At 67.3% G+C, this 11,979-nt stretch carries 9 protein-coding genes; 6 read left to right on the plus strand and 3 right to left on the minus strand.

Features of this window, described 5'->3' with window-relative positions; genetic code table 11:
- Positions 1-576 (plus strand): response regulator (locus VD972_RS14580; RefSeq protein WP_324986993.1); only part of this gene is annotated, 576 nt, incomplete at its 5' end.
- A gap of 36 nt (positions 577-612) precedes the next feature.
- Here VD972_RS14580 and VD972_RS14585 read toward each other — a convergent pair.
- The 3 genes from VD972_RS14585 to VD972_RS14595 are packed head-to-tail and all read right to left on the minus strand — an operon-like array spanning position 613 to position 4,418.
- Positions 613-2,289: a sensor histidine kinase gene (locus VD972_RS14585; RefSeq protein WP_324986996.1), complete on the minus strand. Its 1,677-nt coding sequence runs from the start codon at positions 2,287-2,289 to the stop codon at positions 613-615.
- Between the two features lie 51 nt (positions 2,290-2,340).
- On the minus strand, positions 2,341-3,750 hold the full coding sequence (locus tag VD972_RS14590; protein ID WP_324986999.1) for a glycoside hydrolase family 1 protein: 1,410 nt from the start codon (positions 3,748-3,750) through the stop codon (positions 2,341-2,343).
- Positions 3,747-4,418, minus strand: coding sequence for a hypothetical protein (locus tag VD972_RS14595; protein ID WP_324987002.1), 672 nt, complete (start codon positions 4,416-4,418; stop codon positions 3,747-3,749). The genes VD972_RS14590 and VD972_RS14595 overlap by 4 nt, the downstream gene beginning before the upstream one ends.
- A 289-nt stretch (positions 4,419-4,707) precedes the next feature.
- Here VD972_RS14595 and VD972_RS14600 point away from each other — a divergent pair, with 289 nt between their 5' ends.
- The 5 genes from VD972_RS14600 (at position 4,708) to VD972_RS14620 (ending at position 11,891) form a co-directional block, all read left to right on the plus strand.
- On the plus strand, positions 4,708-5,400 hold the full coding sequence (locus VD972_RS14600) for a hypothetical protein (protein ID WP_324987006.1): 693 nt from the start codon (positions 4,708-4,710) through the stop codon (positions 5,398-5,400).
- Positions 5,401-5,670: 270 nt separating this feature from the next.
- Positions 5,671-6,384: a hypothetical protein gene (locus VD972_RS14605; RefSeq protein WP_324987009.1), complete on the plus strand. Its 714-nt coding sequence runs from the start codon at positions 5,671-5,673 to the stop codon at positions 6,382-6,384.
- Positions 6,385-6,441: 57 nt separating this feature from the next.
- Positions 6,442-10,005, plus strand: a complete 3,564-nt coding sequence (locus VD972_RS14610) for a tetratricopeptide repeat protein (protein ID WP_324987011.1) — start codon at positions 6,442-6,444, stop codon at positions 10,003-10,005.
- Positions 10,006-10,010: 5 nt separating this feature from the next.
- Complete coding sequence (locus VD972_RS14615; protein ID WP_324987014.1) at positions 10,011-10,907, plus strand: SIR2 family protein; 897 nt, start codon at positions 10,011-10,013, stop codon at positions 10,905-10,907.
- Between the two features lie 69 nt (positions 10,908-10,976).
- Positions 10,977-11,891 (plus strand): hypothetical protein, encoded by a 915-nt coding sequence (locus tag VD972_RS14620; RefSeq protein ID WP_324987017.1) that lies wholly within the window; start codon positions 10,977-10,979, stop codon positions 11,889-11,891.
- The last annotated feature ends 88 nt before the right edge of the window (positions 11,892-11,979 follow it).

Genomic DNA, 11,979 nt, shown 5'->3' on the forward strand with positions numbered 1-11,979 from the left:
CTCTCCATCGTCAAGCACCTGGTCGAGCTGCACGGCGGGATCATCACGGCGCACAGCGAAGGTGAGGGGAAGGGTGCCACCTTCTCGGTGCAGCTCCCGCTCACGACGACGCGCCCGGTGAACGCCGGTGTGAGGCCACGCGAGGCCCGGCCCACCGAGCTCCACACGATGGTCTGCCCACCCAGTCTGGCTGGGAAGCACGTGCTGCTGGTGGACGACGAGGCAGACACCCGGGAGATGCTCCAGGACATGCTCGAGAGCTGCGGCGTGCGGGTCTCCGTTGCCGCCTCGGCGGCTGAAGGCCTCGAGGTGCTGAAGCGCTCCAGGCCCGACGTGCTCGTCTCGGACATCGGGATGCCGGGGGAGGACGGCTACACCTTCATCCAGAAGGTTCGCCAGCTTCCGCCCTCGGAGGGGGGCCTGACGCCCGCGGTAGCGCTGACGGCATACGCCCGCTGGGAGGATCGTCGGCAGGCGCTCGTCGCGGGCTTCACCCAGCATGTCTCCAAGCCCGTCGAGCCCACGGAGCTGCTCCTCCTCCTGGCCAGTGTCGCTGGGAGGCCAGCGCTCTCGTGATCGAGAAACGGGAGGGCGTGCCCTCCTGAGTCGCCCTCAGCTGCGGTGAGGAGCAGCCGGAGCGCGGCGCTTGATCAGCTCCAGCGCCGCGGGCGGCAGGCGCGGCAGCTGCACGCTGAAGGTGGTGCCCTCCTCGAGGTTGGAGCGCACCTCGATCGTCCCCCCATGGGCGTGGACGATCTCCTGCACGATGTAGAGCCCAAGCCCGTAGCTCGTCTTCGCCGTGCGGGAGGCCTGGGGCCCGCGCCGGAAGGGCTCGAAGATGTGGGGCATCAGCTCGGGGGGGATGGGCTTGCCCTGGTTGTGCACCATGAGCACCACCTGCTCCTTGTCCCCGCGAGCCAACAGCCGCACCTGCGTGTCCGGAGGGCTGTACTTGAGGGCGTTCTCCAGCAGGTTCGAGAGCACCTGCCCCAGCCGATCCGGATCCCAGCTCCCGTGCGTGTCGGCGCCCTCCACCTCACACACCACGGAGCGCTCCGGGTACGCCACGCGGAACTCGTGCGTCACCTTCTGGATCAGATCGCGCATGTCTCCGCGCCGCGGCTCCAGGGTGATGCCCCCGCCCAGCCGCGCCCGGGCGAAGTCCAGCAGCAGCCGGGTGAGCCGCTCGATGCGCAGCGCGGCGGAGGTGATGCGCTTGAAGGTGCGCTGCTGCTCCTCGGGCGGCGGGCCGCCCACGGCCATGATGCGCGCCCAGGAGATGATGGCCCCCAGCGGGCTGCGGATGTCGTGGCTGACGATGCCGACGAGCTGCTCCTGGAAGTCCACCGCCCGGCGGGACTCCTCCTCCAGCAGCAGCTCGCGGGTGACATCCCTCAGCGTGCCCAGCATCCGCAGGGCCCGGCCGCCCCGGGACAGCACCCGCACCTTCGCGCGCATCCACCGGGGCGCCCCGGTGGGCACGTACATCCGGAACTCGGCGTCGAAGTCCGCCGGGGCCTTGAGCGCGGCGGCCACCTGCTGCGCGAACCGGGAGCGATCCTCGGCCAGCACCCGCTGGAGGAAGGCCTCGTATGTGTCCCCCGGTCCTCCCGGCACACCCCCGAGGAGGGAGGTGATGTTCTCGGACCAGCGGATCCGCCCGGCCTGGATGTCCCAGTCCCACGTGCTCACCTGGGCCGCATCCATGACCAGGCGCAGCCGCTCCACATTCAGCGCCTGCTCCTCCTCCACGTGCTGGTAGGAGGTGATGTCGCGGGTGCTGCCGAACAGGCCGAACACGTTGCCTTCGGTGTCCTTCAGCGGGCCGATGACGGACAGCCACACGCGCACGCCTTCCGGGGCGTGCTCCACGTCCTCGTAGGTGACCGCGCGGCCCGTGGCGAACACCTGCCGGTCCCTGGCAATCCGCGCCGCGGCGGCCTCGGGCCGGAGGAGCTCCGAGTCCGTTCGTCCCACCACCTGCTCCACGGTGCGGCCAAGGAGACGCGCCCCGGCCTCGTTGATGAGCAGGTAGCGGCCCTGCAGATCCTTGGTGAAGACGGCGTCGGGGACGCTCTCGACGAGCGCCGCCAGGGAGAGGCTGCGGGCACTCGAAGTCTGCGGGGCCTCGGGAGGCTCGGCGGCCGGGGCCGGCTCCTCCGAGCCACGAGCGCCCTTCCTCGGACCGGGGGCGGGCGCGGCGCGCTTGCTGGCGGCAGGCTTGCCCGGCTCGGGGGCGGGAGCCGGTTCGGTGCGCCGGGAGCGCTTCTTGGCGGGAGGCTCGGACATTCGGGAGATCAGCGCATCCTATGAGAAACCACCACGGGTGTGTCCGGGAAGCTAGGGAAGGGGAGTGAGACCGAGGTTACGGGCGATGTCCTGGAAGGTGGCCACGGCGGGGGTGTCCGTGCGAGTCTTCTCCGGGCTGGCCAGATCCACCGCGAAGAGGCCGAACTTCGGCTCGTAGCCCTCCGCCCACTCGAAGTTGTCCAGCAAGCTCCAGTGGAAGTACCCGAGCACCTCCACCCCCTGCGCGCGCGCCTGCTCCACGGCGTACACGTGGCTCTGGAGGAAGTAGGGGCGGCGCTCGCCGCTGTGATCTGCCATGCCATTCTCGGTGACCATGAGGGGCAGGCCGAGCTTCGCGTAGCGGGTGAGGAAGAGGTAGAGGCCCTCCGGGTAGAGCTCCCAGCCCAGATCGTTCTTCTCCCGGCCTCGCGGCACGTACTGGCGCGACAGCGCGGGCTCGCCCAGGTACTGCCGGACGTAGTCCCGCGTGTAGTAGTTGATGCCGAGGTAGTCGATGGAGCCCTTCAGGTCCGCCACCTCGCGGTCAATGCTCACCTGGCCCGGCACGGAGAGGCGGATGCGGCCGGTGCGCACCGACTCGACCACGCTCTCGTTGAAGAAGCTGTCGGTGAGGGCCGCCACGGTGGTGTCCGCCGTGGTGCCACTGGCTGGCTGGAAGACGCGCACATGGTGAGCCAGTCCCACACGGGTGGCATGGCCGTCTCCATCCGCGTCCACCGTGTCCTTCAGGCGGAGCTGCCGAGCCGCGAGGGCATGGGCCTCGAGGAGGTGGGAGAGCACGGTGGCCGTCGCCTTCATGTCCTGCTTGCCGGGAGGCCACTCCCCTTCCAGATAGCCCAGCACCGCGTAGACGTTGGGCTCGTTGATCGTACACCACCAGTCCACCTCGCCCCCCAGCGCCTCGGCCACGCGCGCCACGTACGCCTCGAAGGCCTCCAGCGTGGCGGCGTTCTCCCAGCCGCCCGTGTCCGCCACCCAGGTGGGCAGGGTGAAGTGGTAGAGCGTCACCAGCGGGGTGATGCCCTTCTGCCGCAGCGTGCGCGCCCACTGCTGGTAGCGCGCCAGGGCCTCCGTGTCCCATGCCTCCGGCGTGGGCTGCAGCCGGGCCCACTCCACGCTGAAGCGGTAGGCGTTGGAGCCCAGCCGCTCCATCAGCCGCACGTCCTCGTCGAAGCGGTTCCACGAGTCCGTGGCCGCACCGGACAGCGCCCCATCCTTGATATGCGGACGGCCATCCGGCCACTGGCCGCGCTCCCACACGGACCACTGGTTCTCATTGCCCCCCTCCACCTGGTGGGCGGCGGTGGAGGTGCCCAGCATGAAGCCCGCGGGGAGCCCCTCGCCCAGCCGGGTGGCCTTCACCACGTCCGGATCGAAGCTCGGCCGCTCACTGCACGCGGCCAGCAGCAGGGGCAGGGCGAGCAGGAGGCGGCGGCTCACGGTGCTCCTCCAGGGCGGGAGGACTGAGGGTTGCCCACCAGGCCCACGGTGAGCATGGAGCTGTGGGCACTGCCGAGGCGGAAGGCGAAGCCCTCCACCTGGATGCCCGCCCGGTCCGAGAGGGGGATGCGCACATGGGCCCGCGCGCCCAGCGGCAGCACGTAGGCCAGGCCCACCGGGCCGTAGGAGACCCCCACGTGCGCGGGCACCAGGCCCACCAGATCCAGCAGGCCCGCGTCCACCGTCACCTTCCCCCATTGGTAGAGCGCCCGCACCGAGGGCAGCACCGTGAGGATGGGCGTCGAGGGGTAGGTGGCCTGCAGCAGGGGCCCGGCCAGCACGCTCCAGCGCACGCCGGTGTAGCCCAGCCGCACGCTCACGGTCGTGCTCATCTTGGGGCCGCCGCGCTCCAGCGGCGTGAGCGACAGCATCCCCGCCTCCGCGGTGAAGCCGTTGAAGAGGTAGTGGCCCCTCGTCACGGAGGCGGCATAGAGGTCGTCCCAGCTCCCCCCCGAGTACGAGTAGCCACCCGTGAGGAGGCCCAGCGAAGAGGAGATCTCGTTCGTGAGGGCTCGCGGGGGCAGCACGTAGGGCACGGCGCCAGTGCCGTCCTGGGCCCGCGCGGTCAGTCCCGCGGACAGGACGAGGAAGAGAAGCAGGGAACGCATTCGAGGGCGCCACAATACCCCGTCACGTGCGTGCCTCGCTGCCCGGTTCTCGGCAGAAGTGCAGACTGGCATACCGCAACATTATGATGGGGGTGGAGCCCTTCCTGGGAGGGGGCGGATCATCCTCGGAGTCCCTGGAACCGTCTCGATTCATGGACCGTCCCGTCCACGAGGTGAGACACCGAGCCTCCTTCGTGCGTCAAAGCCCTTGGAACCACGAGGTTTTTCCAGTGGCCTGACTCCTGCTCTGGCGGCGGTGCACCCACTCCGCAGACCCAGGAGAACACCTATGTCCGAGCAGAGCGCAGAGCGCATCCCGCGAACGATGACCCTCGAGCAGGCCCACGACTCCATCCTCCAGAGCTTGATGCAGGGTACGGCAGGCCACTACCGGATTGGCCAGCTCTACAATCACATCGTCGCCCACCGGCTGGCCGTGAATCGCGGGTACGGGACCACCCGCGAGTACTTCCGTCGCCATGTTCGAGTGCTCTCGCACGCGACGCTGACGATGTACGGCGCGGTGGAGCACCACTTCCGCCTGCCGGTCTGCGAGAAGTACGGCATGGCCAGCCTCGGGGCGCTCTTGGAGTACCTGCGGCTGGCTTGTATTCATATCTGGAACGTGGACACGGACGAGCCGGGTCCCACGCCCATCCAGATCCCGCGCCGAGGAGGGCTGCAGCTCACGAAGCCCTTCTCGGACTGCACGGCGGAGGACTTGAGGCAGGCCGTGCGCGGCGCGCGCTCCTGGCCTGGCAAGGGAACGCGGGAGAGGGACGAGGAGCGGGTCGAGCGCTACCTCGAGATGGTGAAACGGCACTTCGCGCAGCATGCCCGCTTCCGTCCCGAGGTCCTTGGGCACGTCCACAACCTGCGGTTCCACCTCCAGATTCGCCACCTCAGGCTGGTGGATCTGGAGCGGTTGACGGAAGTGCTGCGGCGCACCCTCGAGCCCTCGGAGAAGGTGGTGGGGGCCTGAGCAGCCTTGCAGTGGAGGTGGCGGGAATCGAACCCGTAACAAGGCGGAAGCAAAACCCTAAGCAGGTCGCGCTGTTACCGGCTAACGCCTTGATCTCACATCGGATCATTCCCCCGCTCCGTCCCGTCTCGTCCCGTCTCGTCCCGTTCTTATCCCCGCTGGAGGGGCCCACTGGGGGCACATGCGGCCCAACAGGGGCAATCTGCTTGGACGCAAGCGGCCTGAGTTCCCAGGGCTCACGAGAACCCCGTGGGAGGCGGACAGGAGCGTGTGCCCTGGAAAGGTGTGGCAGGGGAGGAGCGGGTGGAGGAGCGCGGGTGGGCGTACCGGCGGAGGCAGCCGGAGGTGCGCCCCGAGCTTCGCCTCGAAGACGTCGAGCACTCCCTCGCCGAGTGCAGCCTCACCTTCCGACCCCTGGACAAAGACTTCGACCCGGACATCGCTGGTGTCATCGAACTCATCCTCCAGCGCTCGACGGGCTTGTCTACCCTCCGTCAGGAGATTGAACGCTACAACCGCTTCCGCCCTCCCCCCGTCTCCGAGTGGCTCCCCGCTCAGGAAGTCCACTCGGATGTCGAGGCCCGCACGCGCAAGATCGCCTTCTACGAGACGATGGCCGAGGACCTCATCGCCGTCCTTCACACCCAGATCGACTCCGTCCTGGGCGAGAAGCCTGAGTCCATCATCGCGGTGGATGACTACGTGCTGCGCGAGCGCTGGGCCGAGTTCTCTGAGTACATGCCCACTGACCAGCGCGCCAGGCTGGTGCCCATGCTCGGCGGCTACCTGGGGGAATTGCTCGTCAAACACCTCGACGGTCGCTGGGTGCCTCGCAGCTCCTTGCTCGAAGCGGCTGTGGTGGTGGGGCCTTGCGCCTGGCTGCCCTTCCTGCGCGCCCACCACCTGATTCAATCCCCCAACGCTCCCCTGGACTTCACCCTCTCCCAGCGCTTCCATCAGGCCGTCCGCCTCGCCTCCGTGTGATCTACCGCCACGCCCCTCCCCTTGGTAATCTGTCCACCCATGGAAAGGGGGCAGCCCTTGAGACCGGGAGCCGGTGAGGAACAGGCGCTCAACGAGCTGCGCGAGGCCTACTCCCAGAGGAGCCTCGTCGTCTTCGCGGGCGCTGCTCTCTCCACCGCCGCGAGGCTGCCCTCCTGGGCCAAGATTGTGAGCGCACTCGCCGATCTTCCCGGGATGAACCAGGCGCCCGCCCACCGGGAGGAAATGCTGGCTTGGCTCCAGAGTGGCAAGCTCGTCGATGCGCTCTCCGTCGCCGCGCGGATCCTCGGCCGCCTCAAGTGCATGAACCTCATCGAGGAGATGCTCGATGACCAGAGCCTGCCCGTTCCTCCCCTCGCACAGGCCATCGCCGCGCTGTCCCCGCGCCTGAAGGCCGTGCTCACCACCAACCTCGATCACACCCTGGAGCACGCTTTCGGTGGCTACTGGCCCTGCCTCTGGACGGTGCCTGACGGCCTCTACCAGCAGCGGCGCTTCATCCTCAAACTGCACGGCACCCTCCTGGACCGCTCCTCCTGGGTCTTCACCCGCGACGACTACGATCAGGCCACCTGGGGACACCGCGGGAGTCAGAAGACGCTCGAGCGGTTCTTCAGCTCCTTTCCCGTCCTCTTCGTCGGGCACGATCTGGAGAGTGAGGATCTCTCGGCCGTCCTATCGCAGGTGCGTGCGCTGGCGGGAGACCACCCACCCCGAAATTTCGCCCTGGTGCCCTCGGGCACCGTCCAGGGTCAGCGCCGCCTGAATTTGGAGCGCGCCGGCATCCATCTCATCGAGTACGCCAACCCTGACGGCCAGCACACCCAGGCCCGCCAGTTCCTCGCGGCAATAGCAGGCACTCCCGAGGCTGAGGTTTCGGCGGTGGCTTCGGGTGCCCCCAGCCCTGTCCCGGCACCCACCGTTTCGCTGTCAGAGGAGAGCCCCTTCCCAGGCCTTGAATCCTTCGACGAGCACAAGGCCCACCTCTTCTTCGGCCGAGACACCGAGATCAGCGCGGCGCTTCAGAAGTTGGGCAACACGCCCGAGGGACACGAGCGATGGCTCCAGGTGGAAGGTGCCAGCGGCGCAGGCAAGTCCTCCTTTGCCCGCGCTGGGCTGCTCCACAAGGTGCGCCTGGGCGGCTGGGTGGGCGGCGCTTCGGAGCGCTGGAGCGTGGCCGAACTGCGCCCGGGCAGGCAACCGTTGCTCAGCCTCGCTCAGGCGGTGTTCAAGGCGCTGCGGCCCGAGGGAGCCTCGCTCGATGAGTTCTTCCAGCAGCTGAGCTCTTCGGAGACAGCGCTCACCAACTTCGTGCGGCAACATGCTCCGGCAGGGAGCGGTTTCTTGCTGCTCGTCGATCAATTCGAAGAGCTCTGCACCCTGGCGGAGAAGAAATCCGTCGAGGGCTTCGCTCGATGTTTGGCCGCGGCCCTGAAAGATACGGGTGTTCCCTTCTATCTCGTCACGGCGATCCGCAGTGACTTCTCGGAGCATCTCGGCTCGATGGAGCAGTTGGCGCCGCTGCTCCAGACAAGGGCCTCGCGCTACACCCTGCCCCCCATGAGCCCCGTGGGCTTCCGGGCGGCCATTACGAAGCCAGCGGAGCTGGGGGGGGGGCGCTGGCAGGCGGGTCTGCCCGAGCGGCTCCTGGAAGACGTCTCGAGCATCGAGTCGGGCCTTCCTCTGCTGGCGCATGCACTGCTTGTCCTCTGGGAGGGACGCTCCGGCCACCTGCTCACGCACAAGACCTACGACGATCAGGGCGGTATCCTGGGCTCGCTCACTGGCAGTGCGGACCAGCTCCTGGGCTCTCTGGGCGCGGAGGGCAAGGACCACGCACGCAGATTGCTCCTGGCCCTTGTCACCTCGCAGGGGGGCAAGGTCTCGCGCCGGTCCCTCACGCGTGCGGAGGCGCTGGAGGCCGCAGGAGGCGACAACACTGCGTGGGTCCTGACACGTCTCTCCGGTGGCCGTAGCCCCGCGGAGTCAGACACAGCTCCAGCCCCGGTACGTCTCATCGTAGCGACTCAGGCGGAAGGGCAGGATCGTGTTGACCTCGTCCACGAAGCCTTGCTCATGCGCTGGGCCACGTTCCGCCGGTGGATCGAGGAGGCTCGCCCAGCACTGGAGCTGCGTGGGACGCTAGAGTCAGCGGCCCGCCTATGGGAGAGCACGGGCTCTCTTTCGGACAACCTGCCTTCGGGCGGCAGGCTGGCCTATCTTCGAGAAGCCTCTCCGATTACCTATCTCGCGCGGCAGTTCCTCCGGGGTGCGGAGAAGCGAGAGCGTCGGCGCAGGCAAACCTTGGCGGCGATAGGGGCCTTCATTCTCATAGGCCTAGTGTTTGTTTCTGGGCTGGCCTTCTACGCTCTCCGCCAGCGCGCCCTGGCCCAGCAACGCCTCGCGGAGGCCCTCGCGGTAGCCGACCAGGTCGTCTTCGCGATTGACCGGAAACTAGCACCCTTGAGTGGCACAGCGCAGGTTCGCAAGGAGTTGTTGGAGTCGTCCTCCAAGCTCCTCGAAGCGCTGCGAGCGGGCGCTCAGGACAATGCCGTCTTGCTGAGAATCCAGCTGGCAGCCCATCAAGAACGCGGGGACCTGGAATCCAGCCACAACAACCTGGAACAAGCGCGCCAAGAGTTCGATGCAGGGCTGGAAATTGCACGCCAACTCGAAGCCCAAGCCCCGAACTCATTTCTCGCCAAATACGACCTGTCCGTCATCCTGCAGAGGCTCGGCAAGGTGGCTCGAGAGCAGGGACGCCTGGACGAGGCCCGCTCTTTGTTCCAGCAAGCCCTCGGCCTATGGAGCCACTCCCCTCTGACCGAGGCCCCCCCCGACTTCGTTCAGCGCGATCTCTGGGTTATCCCCCATGGCCTCGGCGACGTGGCTCTGCAACAGGGACGCCTGGACGAGGCCCGCTTCTTCTTCGAGGAGTCCTTGGGTCTCATCCAAGTCATTGTCAAGGCAGCCCCTTACGACGACACCCTTGAGCACGACCTCTCCCTCACCCTCTACAAGCTCGGCAACGTGGCTCTGCACCAGGGGCGCTTGGATGAGGCCCGCTCCTTCTCCCAGCAGTCCCTCAGCCTGATCCAGCTCCTGGCTAAGGCAGAACCCTCCAAAGCCTCCCTTCAGTACGACCTGTCCGTCATCCTCCACCAACTCGGCAGCGTGGCTGAGCGACAGGGGCGCTTGGACGAGGCCCGCTCCTTCCTCCAGCAGGCCTTCGATCTGACCCAGTCCCTGGCAAAGACAGAGCCCTCCAAAGCCTCCCTTCAGTACAATCTGTCCGGCATGCTCCACGAGCTCGGCAACGTGGCTGAGCGACAGGGGCATTTGGATGAGGCCCACTCCTTCCTCCAGCAAGCCCTCGACCTGACCCAGTCCCTGGCCAATGCAGCCCCCCTTGATACACAGAGCAAGATGGCTGTAATTGCCACCGAATTCAGGCTTGCCATGCTGGCGATCTCCACCAAGGACCCTCATGCGTTGCGAATCCATCGCGCCAATGCAGAGCGGCTTCTCGACGAGTTGCGACACCTCGAAGGCCGTTCTGACTATCAGACGCTCCGTGACATCCTTTCGGTGTTGCCTCGCTGAAATCTTTGTGGCTCTTCTTCTACACCCTCTCGATGACCGCCTCCACCTCTCCTCCCCTTATCTCGGACCCGGCGCTGACAGAGCTATGCGAGTTCTACGACGCGGGAGACCTTGTCCTCTTCGCGGGCGCTGGCACATCCTCCGCTGCCGGCCTCCCTGGCTGGAAGAAGCTCGTAGAGTTCACCATCGCCCATGCGCGTGGCCGCAGTGATCCGCCCTCACGCATCGCGGAGATGGAAGAACTCGTCAGCCGAGGTGATCTCGTGGATGCCCTCTCTGCCGCCTATCAACTCTTCGGTGGTTCCGAGTTCGGCACCTTCGTCGAGCGGCACCTCAACGACAAAAAGCGTGACCTGCCGCCAGCGCTTCACGCCATTTCAAAGCTCGAACCCAAGCTGCGAGCCGCCCTCACCACCAACCTCGACCATTTCCTCGAGCGTGCCCTCATCGGCTGGCCTGCTCTCTCGAGGCCCCAGGCGGATCTCGCGCGGCGCCGCCAGTTCATCTACAAGCTTCACGGCACGCTCCTGGATCGCTCCTCCTGGGTCTTCACCCGCTCTCAGTATGATCGCGTCATCTGGGCCGACCCGCTCTTCCGGACCACCTTCTCCGCCCTCTTCCTGTCCTGCCCCATCCTCTTCGTCGGCTTCGGCCTGGTGGACGACAACTTCGAGAGCCTCTTCTCCCAGGTCCGCGCGCTCTCGGGAGATCAACCCCCGCGCCACTTCGCCCTGATGCCCAAGGGCGCCCTCCAGGGCATTCGCCGCGATCGCGTCTCCCAAGCGGGCGTCCGCCTCATCGAATACCCGAACCTCGACGGCAAGCACACGGACGTCGCTCGCATCCTCGAGTGGCTCGCGGAAGGCGACCCCCACCGCTTTCCCGAAGCCGCTCCGCCGTGAGCAACTCGTCTCCCTACCTGAAACGCTCCGGACCTGGTAGGTATGCTGTGAGAGATGGGACTTTCTACGTTGGCCACAAGAGACGCGCACCCCCTGCTCGAAGAGATCGCTCTGCGCTGGAGCATCTGGCGCTGCAAGGGGACCCTCTGGAAGATCTTCAACCGGTGGCAGTTGGGCTGCATTTTCCTCTTGTTGATCGCCAGCACTCTCCTCCTCTCCTCCCAGTACAACCTGCGGGGCACCTTCCTTGTCCTGCCCGTGATGAGCTACCTGGCCCGCTGCTTCGAGGCGACATGGCCCGAGGCCGCAGAGGCGTACACAGCCCGGCTGCTCGCCCGCGCCCGGAAGGCCCACCAGAGTGGCTCGCTGGGCCGTGCCCTCCGGCTTGCGCGGAGAGCCGAGGCCTTGACGAGAAACGCCAGGACCCACGCTCAGGCCGTGGAGTTACAAGGCCGGATTCTGGTCCAGCAGGGCTGTGGCGCCGCGGTGCTGCGTGAACTGTCCCGCACCTCCTCGCATGAGGTGCTCTCTGCCACGCTGCGAGTCCACCTGCTGACGGGAGAGTCCTCGATTGCCCTCGCCCTGGCGCAGCGGATGTTCGCCAGAGCGCCGAAGCCAGACACGGCCCGCCTCATCTCTCAGGCGCTCCTCCAGTTCCAGCGCCCCGAGGAGGCGCGGCACTTCGCGAACATGGCGGGCGGCAGCGAGACGAGCCACCCCGCCACCCCAGCACCCACTCCCCAGGCAGGGCCCGCCCCCCGCCCATGGGAGATACCCCTCCTGCGGGGGCTCGGGGTGTCCTGGACGCTGGCCACTCCCTCAAGCAGGGGCGGAGCCGGGGCTGGAGGAGGAGAGCCCCGCCTTTGCCGCGATGGTGGAGGAGCCGAGGAAGGAGCGCACACCCCGTTTGGACTGGGCCGGGCTGCTGAAAAGGACGTTCGCCCTGGATGTGTTCGCGTGCTTGAGGTGTGGAGGCAGGCTTAAGGGTGTTGGCGTACGTGAAGGGAGCAGGAGGGGTGAGAGCGATTGTGGAGCATCTGGGGTTGCCCACGGCGAGTGCGCACCTGGCCCC

This window comes from Hyalangium sp., from assembly GCF_035629615.1.
Classification (GTDB): Bacteria; Myxococcota; Myxococcia; order Myxococcales; family Myxococcaceae; genus Hyalangium.

Coding starts and splice junctions, on each gene's coding strand:
- VD972_RS14585 (WP_324986996.1), bottom strand. CDS start 2,289: ATGTCCGAGCCTCCCGCCAAGAAGCGCTCCCGGCGCACCGAACCGGCT.
- VD972_RS14600 (WP_324987006.1), top strand. CDS start 4,708: ATGTCCGAGCAGAGCGCAGAGCGCATCCCGCGAACGATGACCCTCGAG.
- VD972_RS14595 (WP_324987002.1), bottom strand. CDS start 4,418: ATGCGTTCCCTGCTTCTCTTCCTCGTCCTGTCCGCGGGACTGACCGCG.